This is a genomic window from Sulfitobacter maritimus (genome assembly GCF_013346665.1).
Lineage (GTDB): Bacteria > Pseudomonadota > Alphaproteobacteria > Rhodobacterales > Rhodobacteraceae > Sulfitobacter > Sulfitobacter maritimus.
This window is the reverse complement of sequence record NZ_JABVBB010000017.1, coordinates 19,246-36,431: the sequence shown is the minus strand read 5'-3', so window position 1 is coordinate 36,431 and position 17,186 is coordinate 19,246. Positions and strand designations below refer to the sequence as shown.

Below are 17,186 nucleotides of genomic sequence, written 5' to 3'. Positions count from 1 at the left end.
ATTAACAGGACGGAAAGCAGTCGAAAATAGGGCTTTAGCGCTCGAATGACGCAATGACCAACTTTGGCACTCCCCGCCCACCGCGAATAGTGGGATAGATCTCACACCAGACCATGGTGCCTAGTGCATTTTTGAAGGCGGGACATCTTTGGTACTTGCATGATGGATGAAGTACGCGCGAGCCTCATCTATGAGCCCAAAACGCTCGATGTATTTCACAAGAACCTTCTCAAGCAACTCTATCCGTTCTGGATCACTCAACTCTCTACCCCTCACAGCAAAACATTGATGCGGGCATATCCGTCGGCCCGCGTCAGGTTATAAAGCCATATATACTATCATAGGGTTAAAATCTGGGAGGAAGCTCTTTGATCGGGGCGGCACCGTGAGAGTCCGGGCTTTCTTCACTCAAGTAAATTCAAGCCCTCGAAACCTCGTACACCGGTATAGGCGCAGGAATTAGCGCTTCTGTTAAAAGTTACTAGATAGCGCAGTACGTTCAGGGGAATTGCTCCTAGGTTTGTTCAATCCCACCAAGAAATATGTCCCAAATTCTATCGAACACATTCTCAGCTGATGCGCCGTCCACTGCGCACAGCATAGGGGTCCGATTGAGCGCATCATATAAAAGTCGAGTAAAGATAGTTAGATCGACATCTCGGATGAGACCTTGATGTAGCGCTTCATCAAGAAGTATCCTTATGCTATCCATGTCATTCCTCAAGAGTATCGCCGCCTCTGGAATTTGCATGAGAAAATCAAAGCTATAAGAGATTATCTTGCCGGGCCGCATGCTCACCGTTGCGAGGGCATAGCTGCGGGCCTTCGCCTTCAACTTAAGCAAAGGATCATCCAGCCCTGCCATCTCCCGCGCCGCTTTGCGGTTCATTTTGTCGAGCGCCTTTTGAAGGACGGCTACAACAAGGTCGTCCTTGTCCTTGTAATAATAGTAGAGGCTTGCTCTTGTAACGCCTAGTTCAGCGCCAATTTGGTCTAGGGTAGTTGCTGCTATACCCTGTCTTGCAAAGAAAATTTCGGCCAACTCAAGGATGGCTTGCCGACGCAGTTCCTGCCTTCGATCTTTGCGGGACGTCATAAACGACATGACCTTTCATAGTGAACTTGGAAAACTGCAGCAAAGTGGCCTTTAACCACTCTGGTTGCAACCTGTACAAGAATATATCGCGACAGCAACTAAGGTCTTGTCACAGAACAGCGCCCAGGCCTGTTGATTGTCATTGAGAACTGACCCGGTATTTTCACCGAGATTTGACCCACCCTCAGTTATGCGTCGTGGTTTATGACGCGGTCAATGTTTTGGTCTCCTTTCCTGTTTTCTTTGCAGCCTCAGCGCTGGCCTTGAAGCGGTAGCTATCGTTTCCAGTCTCGAGGATGTGGCAGCGGTGGGTAAGCCGATCGGGGTTTGATCTTCGCCCCCGCGCGGGCCACAAATGACAGGCCATAAGGAGCCCTCCAGATGACCCAACCCGTGATCGTGACCCCTGATCTTTATGACCTATACCACACCGACCTACAGGTCTGCGCGCTCCAGTTCCGCCAGTTTGGCAGGCCGCTGAGCTACTTTGGCCCATGCCAGACGCTCTCAACATTCGAGGACCACCGCCCGGTGCTGCGCGCGCTTGAGCAGCCTGGCGCGGGTCGTGTGCTGGTCGTCGATGCAGCCGGGTCGATGCGCGTGGGGGTGATGGGGGACCGATTGGCGGAAATCGCGGCACGCAACGGCTGGCGTGGGGTAGTGATCAACGGGGTGATCCGTGACAGCCGGGGGATTGATGCGCTGGAGATAGGCGTTCATGCGCTCGGCACCACCGCCCGGCGCGGTAATACACCAACCGAAGGGCGGATGGGCGTGCGCGTCAGCTTTGGCGACATTACCATAAAACCCGGCGATTGGGTCTATGCGGACGCGGATTGCGTTATCACCGCCCCGCGCGAACTGTCTCTGCCAGCGTGACTCAGCAAGGGCGCTAAACCTATTCGGCGAACTTTCCCCGAAGATAAGCAAGGTAGGACGTTGGGTCATAAGCCTCGGCTCCGATACCGCCGAGTATCTCCGCCCGGCTGCACGACCGCCCGTGCTGCCAAACTAAATCGCCAAGTGCGGCCTGCACCGGCGCATAGTCGCCCGAAATCACCCCCTCGCGCACGGCGGGTCGCGTCTGATCCAGATGCGCCATGATCTGTGCCGCGGTCGAATTTCCCAGCGTATAGGTCGGGAAAGACCCGATATAGCCGTGCGACCAATGCACGTCCTGCAAGCACCCCATGCCATCGTCCGGCACATCTAGTCCCAGATCGGACTTCATCGCCGCGTTCCATGCCTCGGGCACATCTGCAACGTCCAGCGAGCCGTCCATCAGTGCCATCTCGATCTTCACCCGCAGCATGATATGCAGATCATAAGTCAACTCATCCGCCTCGACCCGGGTAAGACCCGGCGAGACGCGGTTAATCGCGGCGACGAACTCGTCCTCGCTAACGTCGGAGAGTTGTTCGGGGAAGGTGTCACGCAGCCGCCCGTAATGCACCGCCCAGAACGCCGGCGTGCGGCCAATGTGGTTTTCCAACAGGCGCGACTGACTTTCGTGCATGCCAAAACTGGTGCCCGCGACAGCGTATAGCCCAATCATATCCGTCGCATGCGCCCCGCGTGTCAGCGCCGGGGCTGCGCCCATCTCATAAAGCGCGTGGCCCGCTTCGTGGATCGTGCCGAAGATCGACATCGGCAGGTAATTTGGGTTCCAGCGCGAGGTGATCCGCACGTCGTTGCGCGTCATGGAAATCTCAAACGGATGCACTGCCGTATCAAGCCGCCCGCGGGCCATGTCATAGCCAAGTGCTTCGGCAATATAGGCACAGAAGGCTTGCTGGTCCTCTACCGGATAATTGCGGAACAGGAAATCACTGCGCGGGGCAGGGCAGGCCAAGACGGCATCCAAAATAGGGCGAATACCATCGCGCAATTGATCGAAGAAACTGGTGAGTTTTGCCGCCGTTGCCCCCGGTTCAAACACATCGGCCATAGGATCATAGGGATGATCGTCATAGCCAAGCGCCTGCGCCTTCTCGCGCGCCAGATCGACGATACTCTGCAGATGCGGTTGAAACAGCGCGAAATCGCCGGTCCGTCGCGCCTCGGTCCAGGCAGCCCCGGCGGTGATCGACTGTTCGGCCTGTCGACGCAACAGATCAGCGGGGATGCGGCCGTGATGGGCGCGCGCATCCTGCACCGCAAGCGCAGCGCGGCGATCGAGGTCGGATGGCTTCCCATTCAGCATAGCCTCGGCAGCTTCGCCCATGCCGGGGTCCAAAATCATCTCGCGCGCGATTCCCATCAAGGTGGCAATCTGATGGCCGCGGGTTTCGGCTCCGCCTGCGGGCATCATCACCCGCGCATCCCAGTTCAGCAGGTTCACCGAAACCAGCACATCGTTCAACCGTGCCACCCGGGTGTTCAAGGAATGGCTCATGCGGTGGCTCCAGTCTGCGTGCCGGTGCCACCATCCTGTAGGTGGCAGGCGACGCTGCGGTTGTCGGATGGGGTCACAAGGCGCGGCACTTCGGCCTTGCAGCGCGGCCCGGCCAACGGACAGCGCGGATGAAAGGCGCAGCCCTTAGGCGGGTTGATTGGGGAGGGGATCTCGCCCTTGATCGGATGAAAACGCGCGCGCCCCGTGCCGAGCGTCGGGACCGAGCCGAACAGCGCCTCGGTATAGGGGTGCAATGGTTTGGCGTAGAGTTCATCCGCTGGCGCGGTCTCAACCACGCGGCCTAGGTACATGATCGCGACCCGGTCGCAGACATGGCGCACGACCGAGAGGTCATGGCTAATAAACAGCGCCGTCAGATCCAACTCGCGCCGCAGCTTCATAAAGAGATTAAGCACCTGCGCCTGAATGGACACGTCGAGCGAGGCCACGGCCTCGTCCAGCACCAGTAGATCTGGCTGCATTGCCAAGGCCCGCGCAATGGCGACCCGCTGACGTTGCCCACCTGAGAACTGATGTGGCAGACGGTTGGCATAGGCACCCTCAAGCCCCACCTGTTCCAGTAGGCTGCGCACCCGTTCCTGCACTTCACGCGCCGGGATCAGCCCGTGAATACGTGGACCTTCGGCAATGATCTCGCCCACCTTCATGCGCGGATTGAGGCTGGCAAACGGATCTTGGTGGATCATCTGAACGCGCGTCGTCAGTTTTTCAACATTTCCGCGATGATCACGTGCCACCGGCTTACCTTCGAGCGTCACCGTACCCTCAGTTGGCGCATAGATGCCAGAAACGACGCGGCCCATGGAAGATTTTCCACAGCCGGATTCTCCAACGATGCCGAGCACCTCGCCACGCGCCACGCTCAGTGTTACATCATTGACCGCATGCACAGTCTGGGTCGAATTTCGGCCCGTGAGCTTATCGATTCCGCTAACTATCGGCCCCGGCTTTCGGGTGAACCGCTTAGAAACGCCGTCGATTTTCAGGATGGGATCGGTCATGTGGCCTCAAGCGGATGGTGGCACAGAACGGAATGTGCCTCGGTTCCAGTATTATGTGGGAACGACGCGCAAATGTCGGTCGCACGCGGACAGCGCGAACGGAACGGACAGCCCGACGGCAGGTTCACCAGTTGCGGGGTCGAGCCGGGGATCTGCGGCAGGTCTTGACCCGGCTCATGTAAGCCCGGCACCGAATCGATCAGCCCACGCGTATAGGGATGGCGTGGGTTAGCAATGACTTGCTCGGCCGTCCCGCTTTCGACGATGCGGCCTGCGTACATCACTGCGATATCGTCTGCGAGCGATGAGACCACGGCGAGGTCATGGGTCACCCAGACAATGGCGGTGCCGATGTCATCGGCCAAACGTCGCACCTCGGCAAGAATTTGGCCCTGAATCGAGACATCAAGTGCGGTGGTCGGCTCGTCGGCGATGATCACTGCTGGTCGGTGCAACAGTGCGGTCGCAATCGCCACCCGCTGGCGCATGCCGCCTGACAGCTGATGCGGATAGGCCTGCAATCGTTCCCGAGGTGCTGGGATGCCGACGATCTCCAAAGCTTCGCGGGCGCGTTCCCATGCGGCGGCTTTGTTGACCTTATCATGCACCCGCACTGCCATCGCCATCTGATCGCCAACGCGCAGCACGGGGTTCAGGGTCATCATCGGGTCTTGAAACACCATCGATACGGCGCGGCCGCGCATCTTGCGCTGCTCTTCGGTACTCATCTTGCGCATGTCGGCACCCTGTACCATGACTTGCCCGCCGATGATTCTGCCCGGCTCGTCAATCAGTCCCATGATGGAAAAGCCTGTAACGCTCTTACCCGAGCCGCTTTCGCCTACCAGGCCGAGAATCCGCCCTGGCTGGACCGAAAAGCTCACGTCGTTCACGGCTGTCACCGCGCCCTTGCGAGTGCTGAATTGCGTGGTCAGTCCCTTGACCTCTAGTGCGGCACTCATCGGCTGTTCCTCGGATCGAGTACTTTGCGGACTTGATCGCCCACAAGATTGATTGCAACTACGGTCACCATCAGAGCCAATCCGGGATAGATAGACAGCCAGTAGCGGTCCGAATGGATGTATTTGAATCCGTTAGAGATCAACGATCCCAGCGAGGGTTCGGTCAGCGGCAGCCCCACGCCAAGGAAGGACAGCGTTGCCTCCAGCGCGATGGCGCTTGCCACCTGCACCGTAGCCACAACGATCAGCGGGGGCAGCACATTGGGCAGGAGGTGTTTAAACAGCACACGGTGCGTCGGCAAAGGTGTGGAGCGGGCGGCCTCAATATAGTCCTTGCCGCGTTCGACCTTCGCGGCGCCATGAGTGGTGCGGGCGAAATAGGCATATTGGGCGACGACGAGTGCGAGAATGATCTGGCCAATCCCCTGACCCAGCATCGCCACCAGAACCAGCGCCAGCAGAATTGCGGGCATCGAGAGTTGCAGATCAACGATCCGCATTAGCAAAGCTTCGATCCGCCCTCCGAAATAGGCCGCCGTCAGCCCCACAACGATGCCAACCAGCAGCGCACAGGCGCCCGCGGAGAGACCGATCACAAAGCTTGTGCGCAGCCCGTAAAAGATCGCCGAAAGCATATCGCGGCCTGCGTTGTCGGTGCCTAGCAGATGGGTATAGCCCCCCGACCCTTCGGTGCCGGGGCGCAGGAAAGCGTCGAGCCAATCAAGCATCGCCATATCATAGGGATCTTGTGGCGACACCAGCGGCGCGCCGAAAGACAGAAATAGCAGAACAGCGATGACGGTTAAGGCGCCCACAGCCACCCAAGACTCGCGAAAGTCGGACCAAAAGTTGCGCAGCCGCTTGGCGCGGGTTTCCACAGGGGGGGCCGAGGGCACGGCGGCGATATTTTCAGCGATAATCTCGGACATCATGCGCCTCCTTTCAGACGGACGCGCGGGTCCAGACGAGCATAGACGAGATCAACCACAAGGTTGATGAGGACAAAGAGGATCACGACCATGATGAGGTAAGAGACCATCACCGGGCGGTCGAGTTGCAGGATCGAATCAATGATCAGCTTGCCGACACCAGGCCAGTTGAACACGCTTTCAGTTACCACGGCGAAGGCCAGCGTCGAGCCAAGCTCAAGCCCCAGCACCGTCACGATCGGAATCGAGATGTTGCGCAAAATGTGGCTGAAAACGATCTGCCGGTCCGGCAGTCCTTGGGCGCGGGCGAATTTGACGTAGTCGGTGCCCATCGCCTCAACCATTCCAGCGCGTGTGAGGCGGATCATCAGGCCCATCTTGAACAGAGACAGGTTAATCGCGGGCATGATCACATGGCTCCAGCCATCCAGGGTGAAGAGCGAGGAGGACACGCCAAGGAAGGTCGCCTCATCTCCTCGTCCTCCCGATGGCAACCAGCCTAGCTCAACGGCAAAGCCCATAATCAGTAGCATGCCGATCCAGAAGGTCGGGACCGAAAAACCAAGCACCGAAAGCGCCATGACGAGTTTCGCACCAAAGCTGTCGGGGCGATACCCGGCCCAGAGACCAGCAGGAATGCCCACGCCCACGGCGATCAGGACCGAGACGGCGACAAGCTCAAGCGTAGCTGGAAAGCGGGAGAAGACCAGATCGACGACCGGTATGTTATAGACCATCGAAGTGCCCAGATCGCCCGCGAAGACATTGCGCAGGAAGGTCCAGTATTGCACGACCAAGGGCTGATCGAGGCCGTATTGCGCGATCAGCTTTTCGCGGATCGCCTGCGTGGCACCAGGGTCGATCATCACGTCGATCGGATTGCCGATGGCGAAGACCCCGACGAAGACAATGACCGACATGGCAAAAACCACGACAATGGCCTGTGCAATTCGGGTGATAAAGTAGCTGAGCATTCGACCTCGCCCATGAGAGCAAAAAGGGAAGGCGCCCGCCAGCAAAGCTGCGGGCGTCCGGGTTGGTGAGGCCTTATTCGACCGGTTTGATCGCGTAAGTGCGGGTTTCTTGGTCCACCCGTGCGGTCATGTCGATGGTATCGGCATTCGCCGCCCATACAGTCTGCAAGATCACCGTTGGGATCAGCGCGCGGTCATCCATCGCAATGAAAGACGCCTCTTCGTAGAGCTTCTTACGCGCTTCTGGTTCGAGGGTCTGAGAGCCTTCGCCAAACACTTTGTCAAACTCAGGGTTGGAGTAGCCCGAACGGTTGAAGTTACCAAACCCTTTCTCGGCGTCCTTTGTGTGAACCAGCGCACCATAGGTATAGGCTGCCTCACCGGTCAGCGTGCCCCAGGCGGACATGGTCATCGTGTATTCCTCTCGCGCGGCAGCGGGGAAGAACACGGTACCGTTAAGCGCCTGCGCGTTCACGGTCAGACCGAGACGCGACCACATCTGCGCCAGGGCCTCGCAGACCACGGCATCGCCAGGCACGCGATTGTTGGTGCAAGTGAAATCAATCTCGAAACCGTCCGGGTAGCCGGCCTCGGCCAGCAGCTCCTTGGCTTTCTCAATGTCATACTCACGCTTGCCCAGCTCCGGGCTGTAGCCGAAGAAGCCTTCCGGCATCAATTGATTGGCCGGGGTGCCGAGACCTTCAAGCACCACGTTCACCAGCACGTCACGGTTGATCGCTAGATCGAGCGCTTTCCGCACACGCAGGTCTTGCAGCGGGTTGCCCTCAACCTCTTCGCCGTTGACTTTGATCGGCTGAGGTTCTTCGTCCTTCACAGAAGGCGCGATGTTCAGAATGTAAATGGAATCAGAAACGAAAGTATCAATTTCGTCGTCGTTTTTCATCGCGAGATAATCGGACGCGGGGACGTAGTTGATCAGATCAACTTCGCCGGAGCGCAGAGCCGCAACACGCGAAGTATCTTCTGGGATCTCGCGTCGTGTGACTGTTTCCCAAGCGGTTTCTCCGCCCCAGTAATCATCGTTGCGCTTAAGGACTAGATCGCCTTTGGGCTGCCAGGATACGAATGTGTAAGGGCCGGTACCGATGGCCTTCTCGCCGGAGTTGAATTCTTCGTTGCCAGCCTCCATGCCGGTCTCAGAAGGCACAACGAACAATCGAGTAAAGTCATTCGGCAACGAGGGGGCCATGCCTTTGGTCTTTACATGCAATGTATAGTCGTCGACCACTTCAACACTGTCTACATATTTGGTGTAGAGGGTCATTGGCATCGGGCCGGTAACCTCGGGGATACGCTCAATCGAGAACTTCGCATCTTCGGCTGTGAAGTCGGTACCGTCATGAAATTTCACGCCTTCGCGCATCTTGAATTCCCATGTGGTGTCGTCGATCGGCTCCCAGCTCACGGCGAGGCCAGGCTTGAGCTGCAGTTTTTCGTCAACGTCCACAAGCGTATCAAACACATGGCGCAGCGCCTCTGCCTGCGACCCCAGAGTTGACCAATGCGGATCAATGGAATCTGGACCTGCACGCAGCCCGACCACGAGGTCAGCCGCCATAACCGCCGGGGCAGCCGACGCCAGCGCTAAGGCCGCTACGGCTGATTTCAAGGTAAGTTTAGTCATTGGTCATCCTCCATGTGTTATATCTTGCAGTCACACTAGACCGCTATTTTTAGAGCGGTCAACATTTAAATGTAACAATATTGCGGGATACCCCCGCAAAACCTCTTAATATGACGTATATAATTATCTTGTCGAATGAACTGTTTTCGGTCACTGTAACACCATGATGCGAGAGCAAGATATTTTTGAACGGGCGATGGACCGCATTATCCAGGCGATGGACCGCAAGTCTTCAGTCTCGCTTTCGGTGCAATTGCGCGGCGCGCTGGAGTTTGGAATCGCCTCGGGTGAACTGCCCGCCGCCGCGCGGCTACCGTCGGTGCGCACGCTGGCCGCGCGGCTGAAGATCTCGCCCGTCACCGTCAGCAATGTCTATGCGGCACTACAAGCCTCAGGGCTGGTCGAAGGGCGGGTCGGTTCAGGCACCTTCGTCAGCGGAGGCGGTAGCCGCGCGACGGACGGGCGCTTTCGCCAACTTGATCAACAAATTGCCGAGTTGCTCACTCTTGCCAGGGCCTGTGGCGTCAACGCCTCGGAACTGGCGGTGCGCATATCGATGGCAAGCACCGCGCGGCCCCGTCCGATCCGCATTTTGATGGTCGGCAACTTTATCGATGCCACCCGCGCCTATGCGGACGAATTGCACGCCTATTTGCCCGAAGGCGATCAGATCGAAGCCGCTGTGCTGGAAGACATCGCCGCCGCTCCACCCAGCGACGTCGATCTGGTGATCGCGCCAAAAACCCTGCTCGCCAAAGCGCGAGAGATTCTGCCCGATGTGGAAGTCATCGGCCTTACGCTAATCCCAAATGAAGCAACCCGCGTAGCGCTCGCCTCCATTCCGCCCGACGCTATAACGCTGGCCTATTCTTATTTCCCAGGCTTCGTCACAATCATGAAAGCAGGCATTCTGCGGTTCGCGCCGCATGTGACACAGCTGACCATGAAGGTACGCGACGAAGAAGGCCTTTCCGCAGCCATGCGCAACGCAGACGTCGTTATCTATGCCACCGGGGCGGACTATCTGCGCGGTGCGCTGCGCGCGGAGCAAACTGCATTCGAATACCGCCACACCCCCGACATTCACGCCATTCGCACAGAAATCCTGCCTGCCATCGAACGATGCCGGGCCACCACCAAAGATACAAAGGCCGCCACAGAATGAAGATATCTGAAAGCAACTGGTTCGAGATCGAAGATTACCTGAAAACCGATGACCGCTGTGTGCTACCGCTCGGCAGCACCGAACAGCATGCATATCTCAGCCTTTCGGTCGATTCCATCTTATCCGAGAAAGTCGCGGCCGATGCTGCTGAACCGCTCGGCGTGCCGGTCTTTCCAGCGGTTGCATACGGCCTCACACCATATTTCATGGGGTTCCCTGGCTCGGTATCGCTGAAACTCAGCACCTATGCGGCGCTCCTGCGCGACATCCTCGACAGTCTTTATGCGACTGGTTTCCGTCGCGTGCTGATCGTAAACGGACACGGCGGCAACAGCCCGGTGCAGCCGGTTACAATGGAGTGGATGGAAGCTAACGAAGGCGCCCGCTGCCGCTTCCATGACTGGTGGCGCGCACCCGAAACGTGGAGCTGTGTGCAGGAGATCGATCCAATCGCAAGCCACGCTTCCTGGATGGAAAACTTTCCCTGGACCCGCCTACCGGGCCGTGAATTGCCGGATAAGCAAAAGCCTTTTGTTCCCTTCGACAAGCTCCGCGATCGGAATGCCGCGGGTGTGCGCGAGCTGATTGGTGATGGCAACTATGGCGGGGTCTATCAAAAGCCAGAGGCCGATACGGACCGTCTATGGGAGATCGCCGTGCGCGAGACCCGCGCGCAGTTGGAAGGAGATTGGGCATGAGCGACACACCCATTCTGATCTGGGGCGCCGGGGCCATCGGCGGCATTCTCGGCGCCTACTTCGCACGCGCTGGCCATGCTGTTCACATGGTCGATGTTGTCGACAAGCACGTCGAGGCCATGCGCACCACCGGTTTGCGTATCGAAGGTCCGGTGGAGGAGTTCTCTCAGGTCTTGCCAGCCAGCACACCGAGCGAACTGGCCGGACAATACGAGCGCATCTATCTCTGCGTGAAAGCGCATCACACCACCGCCGCGTTGGAAATGCTCGTCCCTCATCTAGCCCCCGGGGGTTACGTCGTCTCGGCACAGAACGGGCTAAATGAAAAAGTCATCGCGGCACGGATCGGCGCAGAAAACACGGTGGGCTGTTTCGTCAACTATGGGGCGGATTGGCTGGAGCCAGGGCGTATCCTCTTCGGCAATCGCGCGGCAGTGGCGGTGGGCGAGCTGGACGGCAGCATGACCGACCGCGTCGCCGAGGTTCACACGCTGTTAAAGTTGGTCGAGCCGGATGCCGTAGCAACCGATAATATTTGGGGCTATCTCTGGGGCAAAATGGGCTATGGCTCTCTGCTCTTCTGCACTGCTCTCACGCCGGACAGCATGTCCGACGCCATGGCCCGTCCTGAACATCGCGCCGCTTATAGGGCGCTCGGGCATGAGGTGATGACCCTCGCAGCACATGAAGGTGTCGCACCGCTGGGGTTCAACGGCTTCGATCCCGAAGCGTTCCTCGCGAATGATATTGCCGCGATCGAAGTGGCGATGGACAGGATGGTCGCGCATAACCGCAAAACGGCCAAAACCCATTCCGGCATCTGGCGCGATCTTGCTGTGCGCAAGCGCAAGACCGAGGTGGATGCGCAAATCGGCGTCATGGTCGATCTGGGCCGGACAGCGGGTATTTCCGTGCCGACCTTGGCTCGGATGGTTGATCTCATTCATGACATTGAGGACGGAAAGCGCGAACAATCCGCCGACCTCGTCAACCTATTGCTGCCCGCATGAAGATTGATCTGACAGGTAAGGTCTTTGTCGTCACCGGTGCTGCTCAGGGCATCGGTGCAGCGATCCTGACTGAGCTGCACGCCGCAGGTGCTACTGTGGCAGCGATGGACATCGACGCAGCCGGGCTCGCCCCGCTCGAGGCAGAAGGCGTCACGCTGCATCAGGGCGATTTGGGCGACCGGGCCCAAACTTTGGCCCTTTGTCGCGAGATCACTGAACACCATGGGCGCGTTGATGGGCTGATCACCTCTGCCGGCGGCGTTCGTGGTCAGGTAGGCCGCCCGCTCGAAGAAATTAGTGAAGCCGATTGGCACGCCATTTTTCAGGCCAACGTCGATGCTGCTATATGGTGCGCCCAAGGATTTGCCCCGGCGATGAAACAAGCGGGCAGTGGGCGGATTGTAACAATCTCTTCCGGCGCGGGTTTGCGGCCTAGCCTTACGGGTATCCAGGCCTATGCAGCTGCCAAACACGCGCTCGTCGGTCTCACCAAACAACTGGCGCTGGAACTGGGGCCGCAGGGGATCACCGTCAATTCCGTCGCTCCCGGCTTCGTTCTGTCGAACCCTTCGACTGAAAAGCAGTGGGACGCCTTTGGAACAGAGCGGCAAAAGCAGATCATTGGCGGCATCCATATGCGCCGATTGGGACGTGCGCAGGATATCGCGGACGCGGTCACATTCCTCTGTTCCGACCGTGCGGGTTGGATCACTGGACAAATTCTATCCGTCGATGGAGGTCACGTATGAGCGAGCCGCATGAATGGGACGAAGCGCATTGGCGCGGGCTGGTCGAACAAGTGCGCGCGGGGCAGAATCTTCTGCCCCAAACCTGGCCCGGCGGCGCGCGCTGTGCCGTGGCGCTGAGCTTTGACAGTGACCATGAAACTAATGAGTTGCGCGACGGCGGCGAAAGCATCGCCCGCCTCGGCTGGGGCGAATATGGCGCCCGTCGAGGCATTCCGCGCATTCGCAAGGTGCTTGACCAGCACGGGGTGAAGGCCAGTTTTTTTGTGCCCGCCGTCTCCGCTCTCCTACACCCCGAAGAGCAGCGTAGCCTCGCCGGCGAGGGACATGAGATCGGCCTGCACGGCTGGATTCACGAACGTAACACACAGGTCTCGGGCGCGGCAGAACGCGACTTGATGCTACGCTCTGCTGACACGCTGGAAAAGATCACCGGCGCCCGCCCTGTCGGCATGCGCACCCCGTCTTGGGATTACAGCCCCAGCACCCTGTCGATCGCCCGCGAGATGGGGCTCTTGTACGACAGTTCACTGTTCTCGGACGATGACCCCTATGAGATCATAGAAAAAGGCGAACCGACCGGGATCGTCGAACTGCCCGTCGAATGGATCCGCGATGATGCCGTCTATTTCATGATGAACCGTTTCGGCGCGCAGCGGCCCTATACGCCGCCTACTGATGTGCTCGACATCTTCCGCCGCGAATTCGACGGGGCCTACGACGAAGGCGCGCTGTTCTTGCTGACCATGCACCCGCATATCACCGGCTACCGCTCGCGCATCTTCATCCTCGACGAGCTGATCGACCACATCAAATCCAAAGGCGACTGCTGGATCGCCACTCATGCCGAAATCGCGGCCTATTGCGCCGAGCAGGCCGGACTGAAAGGACCAAAATGACCTATTCCCTTGCTATCCACGGCGGTGCCGGAACCATTTTGAAAGAGAACATGACGCCCGCGAAAGAGGCCGCCTATCACGCTGGCCTCGCCCGCGCGCTCGAAGCGGGCGAGGGAGTGCTGCGCAACGGGGGCAGTGCCTTGGACGCGGTGATCGCTTCGGTCTGCGCCTTGGAGGATGAGCCCTTGTTCAACGCAGGGCGCGGGGCAGTTTATACCTCTGAGGGCAAACAAGAGATGGACGCTGCCGTGATGGATGGCAAAGACCGTCGTGCGGGTTCCGTCGCTGGCGTATTCGGGCCGAAGAACCCGGTGAAACTGGCCCGCGCAGTGATGGATCAGACCGAGCATGTTACCCTTATCGGCCCCAATGCGCTTGAGGTCGCGCGGCAGGCAGAGCTCGAGTTTGGCGACCGGGACTATTTTTTCACCCAGTCCCGCTGGGACGCGCTTCAGGAGACGCTGGAGATGCGCGCACGTGGCGAGGTGTCTGACGACCCGGCGCGCCGCCATGGCACCGTTGGCGCGGTGGCGCGGGATGAGGACGGCAATATCGCCGCCGCCACCTCGACCGGAGGGATGACCGCCAAGGCGCCAGGCCGCGTGGGCGACACGCCGATGATCGGAGCGGGCACCTTTGCGGATAACGCAACCTGCGCGGTCTCTGGGACGGGGCACGGAGAGATATTCATCCGCTGGAACGCGGCCGGAGAAATCGCAGCGCGGATGCGACACGCGGGCGAAGACCTTGCCACTGCTGCCGATCATGTGGTGATGCAGGATCTCGCCGACAACGACGGTTCAGGTGGGATCATCGCGGTGGATGCGGCAGGTAATATTGCAATGCCGTTCAACTCCCAGGGAATGTATCGCGGGATGGTTTGCAAGGGCTCAAAGCCTAAGACAAGTATTTATGACAGCGTAGAATAATAACCAATCATTTGTGCTGATGATCATTCCCACGCGGCTTTGAAAGTCGCGTGGTATCTTGCCTTGTGGCGGGCGGCACCAAAATGCGGCACCGCCCAAGTTGCTTAATCCTGAATGTCGACGCCGTAGAAAATATGTGTGCCCATCGGATGGATCTTATATCCATCTACTTTCTGTGACATTGGCATGAAGTCTACCGAATGGGCAATATTCAACATGGGAGCCTGCTCTTTTGCAATGATCTGGGCCTCCTTATAAAGCCTTGTACGCTCTGCCTTATCGGAAGTTGTTTTGGCTTTTTGGATCAGCTCGTCGTAGGGCTCAAAGCACCAATTTGCAGCATTCGAGCCACCGACTGCATCGCAACCCAGCAAAACTGACAGAAAGTTATCCGGATCGCCATTATCGCCTATCCACCCAAGAAGAGCTGCGCCGTCCCGGTCTTTTGATTTTGACCGACTAAGATACTCCCCCCATTCGTAGGAAATGATTTCTGCGGTAACGCCAACCTTTTCAAAGTCAGACTGCATCATTTCAGCCATGCGCCGCGCATTCGGGTTATACGCACGCGAAACAGGCATAGCCCAGAGCTTCATTGTCAAATCTTCGACACCAGCAGCTTTCAAAAGCGCTTTGGCGGCTTCCGGATCATAAGGCTCGTCTGTAACGGCATCATTATAGGACCAGATCGTCGGCGGAAGCGGATTTTTCGCGATTTGGCCGGACCTTTGATAGACAACATCGACAATCGCGGCTTTGTCTACTGCCATGTTGAGCGCCTTGCGTACCCGCGGGTCGTCGAAGGGCTTCATCAATGTATTATAAGCGAGATATCCGACATTTAGGCCTTCCTGCGTCAGAACCTTTATCTCAGGATCATCCTGCATAGCCTGAATATCAGCAGGATTGGGATAAGGCATAATTTGACACTCACCTGCTTTCAATCGCTGATAGCGTACGGAAGCGTCGGGCGTGATGGCGAAGATCAGCGTGTCTAGCGGAGAGGCGCCTTCCCAATAATCTGGGTTGGCCTCGTACCGAATGACCGCATCTTTCTGATAGTTCACAAAAACAAACGGTCCCGTCCCGATCGGCGCCTGGTTCAGTTTCTCCGGCGTGCCGGCCGCGAGCATCTGGTCAGCATATTCTTTAGACTGGATCGACGCAAAATCCATTGCAAGGTTCGACATCATCGGTGCCTCGGGGCGATTGAGAACCAGCTTAACGGTATAATCGTCCACCTTAATGATATCGGCGATCCGTTCGCTCATCCCCATGGCTTCGAAGTAGCTCCAGTTGCTCTCAGCTACGCTATGATAGGGATGATCTGCTAGACGCTGACGGTTGAAACTGAAGAGAATATCATCCGCATTGAAATCACGGGTTGGCGTGAAGCTCGAATTGGAATGAAATTTCACTCCTTTGCGCAGGTGAAACGTATATTCCAGCTTGTCGTCAGACACTTCCCAGCTTTCCGCGAGGCCGGGCACAACATTAGTAGTGCCTGTTTCAAATTCCACAATACGGTTGAAAATGGTCCGAGATGAAGCATCGAAGGTCGTGATCGAGGTATATAGCGCCGGGTCGAACCCTTCAGGGGAAGCGTCCGAACAGAATACCAGCGATTTAGCGGCCAGCGGGGACGTCGCAAATGCGGCTATAAACGCGGCTGAGCTGAGATATCTTTTTAGTGGCATTGGGTCTCTCCTATTTTGTGAGGTGTAGAGCGCGGCGCTAACTCAGTGCGCATCGCTAGCATCGAGAAGGTTTGACAAGAGAATGCGCCCTATTTGGGGGAAGAGTTCGTTACCATATTCAGCCATCAGGGGACCCTGGGTCATCATAGATAGGATGATGGGCTTTGCATCTGGCACAGCAACGCGGATCAGATCATGCCGGAAATACGAAGTGCGCGGATCACCGGTCCAGCCCGTATGGCCTGCTTTGCTCCAAATTTTCGCGTCACTGGGCATCCCACCCCCCAAGAAATCTGCAACCTGGAATAATGGATTGTCAGCGTCTAAGCTTGTTCGATCCCGCAGTAATATCTGTTTTGCTTTTTTAGCGCTTGCTCGGCTTAAGGGAAGATTGCCCGCGAAAAGGTCAAAAAATAGTCGGGCCCCGACCAGCGGAGTTAGTCTGTTCAGGTTCTCTCCATTCGCGCCAGCCAACTGCGCTTCGCGTCCATAACGTGTGTCACCGCTCAGCTTCATTGCGATATTGCATCCATCCCATTCTGGCCAGCCTAACGCAGCGAAATAGCGGTTGAGGCCCTGTCGTTTCCTCCTATAAGCCTCTAATTCTGCTTGGCCTAACACCGTGTCACCAGTGGTACCCGTCAGAAAATCGATAACGTAGTTTGTGGCGGTATTAGAGGACCAGCGGATCATATCGATGATTGCTTGATCTAAATCGTCGGGGGCGCAAATCGTCCCCTCTTCTAGGCGGTGCAACGCATGCACAAGATGAAAAGCCTTTACCACGCTACACGGATAGCACTGCCAGCTCCCATTCAGTACATATCCTGCTGGTCGCTTTGTATCTTCGCGCAGAGCGACGAGCCCGAAGGTTTCTTTCGTCAGCCCGAATGCGCCGGGATGATCCAAAATTTGAGCAACAGCCTTGTCACAGGTGCCGCTCCATAAAGGGTCGAAAGTATAGAACATTTTGGCACCCATAGCGAGCATTCGATAAACCAGATCTTGGCTTGAACATC

At 57.6% G+C, this 17,186-nt stretch carries 16 protein-coding genes and 1 pseudogene; 7 read left to right on the top strand and 10 right to left on the bottom strand.

Going from position 1 to position 17,186, the window contains the following annotated elements; translation table 11 throughout:
• Positions 1-514: 514 nt before the first annotated feature.
• Together HTT03_RS00505 and HTT03_RS18540 are read right to left on the bottom strand one after the other, a co-directional pair.
• Positions 515-1,105: a TetR/AcrR family transcriptional regulator gene (locus tag HTT03_RS00505; RefSeq protein ID WP_174857913.1), complete on the bottom strand. Its 591-nt coding sequence runs from the start codon at positions 1,103-1,105 to the stop codon at positions 515-517.
• A gap of 193 nt (positions 1,106-1,298) precedes the next feature.
• Positions 1,299-1,418, bottom strand: a pseudogene (locus tag HTT03_RS18540) (ATP-binding protein); the annotation flags it as partial.
• Positions 1,419-1,477: 59 nt separating this feature from the next.
• Between HTT03_RS18540 and rraA the strand changes: the two are divergent.
• A complete protein-coding gene (gene rraA / locus HTT03_RS00500; RefSeq protein ID WP_217482685.1) occupies positions 1,478-1,975 on the top strand; it encodes a ribonuclease E activity regulator RraA in 498 nt (165 codons plus the stop codon).
• Positions 1,976-1,994: 19 nt separating this feature from the next.
• Here rraA and HTT03_RS00495 read toward each other — a convergent pair whose 3' ends face one another.
• The 6 genes from HTT03_RS00495 to HTT03_RS00470 all read right to left on the bottom strand — a co-directional run bounded on the left by HTT03_RS00495 (position 1,995) and on the right by HTT03_RS00470 (position 9,023).
• Positions 1,995-3,491 carry a carboxypeptidase M32 gene (locus tag HTT03_RS00495; protein WP_174857914.1) on the bottom strand — a complete coding sequence of 499 codons (1,497 nt, stop codon included), beginning with the start codon at positions 3,489-3,491 and terminating at the stop codon, positions 1,995-1,997.
• The gene (locus HTT03_RS00490; protein ID WP_174857915.1) at positions 3,488-4,513 is read right to left on the bottom strand and encodes an ABC transporter ATP-binding protein; all 1,026 of its coding nucleotides are present in this window, start codon (positions 4,511-4,513) and stop codon (positions 3,488-3,490) included. Before HTT03_RS00490 ends, HTT03_RS00495 begins: the two co-directional genes overlap by 4 nt.
• Positions 4,510-5,475 (bottom strand): ABC transporter ATP-binding protein, encoded by a 966-nt coding sequence (locus tag HTT03_RS00485; protein ID WP_174857916.1) that lies wholly within the window; start codon positions 5,473-5,475, stop codon positions 4,510-4,512. The genes HTT03_RS00490 and HTT03_RS00485 overlap by 4 nt, the downstream gene beginning before the upstream one ends.
• Complete coding sequence (locus HTT03_RS00480; protein ID WP_174857917.1) at positions 5,472-6,404, bottom strand: ABC transporter permease; 933 nt, start codon at positions 6,402-6,404, stop codon at positions 5,472-5,474. The genes HTT03_RS00485 and HTT03_RS00480 overlap by 4 nt, the downstream gene beginning before the upstream one ends.
• Complete coding sequence (locus HTT03_RS00475; RefSeq protein ID WP_174857918.1) at positions 6,404-7,378, bottom strand: ABC transporter permease; 975 nt, start codon at positions 7,376-7,378, stop codon at positions 6,404-6,406. The genes HTT03_RS00480 and HTT03_RS00475 overlap by 1 nt, the downstream gene beginning before the upstream one ends.
• A 73-nt stretch (positions 7,379-7,451) precedes the next feature.
• Entirely contained in the window at positions 7,452-9,023 is a 1,572-nt protein-coding gene (locus HTT03_RS00470; RefSeq protein WP_174857919.1) for an ABC transporter substrate-binding protein, read from the bottom strand.
• Between the two features lie 163 nt (positions 9,024-9,186).
• Here HTT03_RS00470 and HTT03_RS00465 point away from each other — a divergent pair, with 163 nt between their 5' ends.
• From HTT03_RS00465 to HTT03_RS00440, 6 genes are read left to right on the top strand one after another with little or no spacing between them, the layout of a single operon-like run.
• A complete protein-coding gene (locus HTT03_RS00465; protein WP_246253306.1) occupies positions 9,187-10,188 on the top strand; it encodes a GntR family transcriptional regulator in 1,002 nt (333 codons plus the stop codon).
• Entirely contained in the window at positions 10,185-10,886 is a 702-nt protein-coding gene (locus tag HTT03_RS00460) for a creatininase family protein (RefSeq protein WP_174857920.1), read from the top strand. The genes HTT03_RS00465 and HTT03_RS00460 overlap by 4 nt, the downstream gene beginning before the upstream one ends.
• Positions 10,883-11,896, top strand: a complete 1,014-nt coding sequence (locus HTT03_RS00455; RefSeq protein ID WP_174857921.1) for a ketopantoate reductase family protein — start codon at positions 10,883-10,885, stop codon at positions 11,894-11,896. The genes HTT03_RS00460 and HTT03_RS00455 overlap by 4 nt, the downstream gene beginning before the upstream one ends.
• A complete protein-coding gene (locus tag HTT03_RS00450; protein WP_174857922.1) occupies positions 11,893-12,645 on the top strand; it encodes an SDR family NAD(P)-dependent oxidoreductase in 753 nt (250 codons plus the stop codon). The genes HTT03_RS00455 and HTT03_RS00450 overlap by 4 nt, the downstream gene beginning before the upstream one ends.
• Positions 12,642-13,541: a polysaccharide deacetylase family protein gene (locus HTT03_RS00445; protein ID WP_174857923.1), complete on the top strand. Its 900-nt coding sequence runs from the start codon at positions 12,642-12,644 to the stop codon at positions 13,539-13,541. Before HTT03_RS00450 ends, HTT03_RS00445 begins: the two co-directional genes overlap by 4 nt.
• The gene (locus tag HTT03_RS00440) at positions 13,538-14,470 is read left to right on the top strand and encodes an isoaspartyl peptidase/L-asparaginase family protein (protein WP_174857924.1); all 933 of its coding nucleotides are present in this window, start codon (positions 13,538-13,540) and stop codon (positions 14,468-14,470) included. The genes HTT03_RS00445 and HTT03_RS00440 overlap by 4 nt, the downstream gene beginning before the upstream one ends.
• A gap of 104 nt (positions 14,471-14,574) precedes the next feature.
• Here HTT03_RS00440 and HTT03_RS00435 read toward each other — a convergent pair whose 3' ends face one another.
• Both HTT03_RS00435 and HTT03_RS00430 read right to left on the bottom strand, forming a co-directional pair.
• Positions 14,575-16,167 (bottom strand): ABC transporter substrate-binding protein, encoded by a 1,593-nt coding sequence (locus HTT03_RS00435; RefSeq protein ID WP_174857925.1) that lies wholly within the window; start codon positions 16,165-16,167, stop codon positions 14,575-14,577.
• Positions 16,168-16,209: 42 nt separating this feature from the next.
• Positions 16,210-17,136, bottom strand: coding sequence for a serine hydrolase (locus tag HTT03_RS00430; RefSeq protein WP_174857926.1), 927 nt, complete (start codon positions 17,134-17,136; stop codon positions 16,210-16,212).
• Positions 17,137-17,186: the final 50 nt, after the last annotated feature.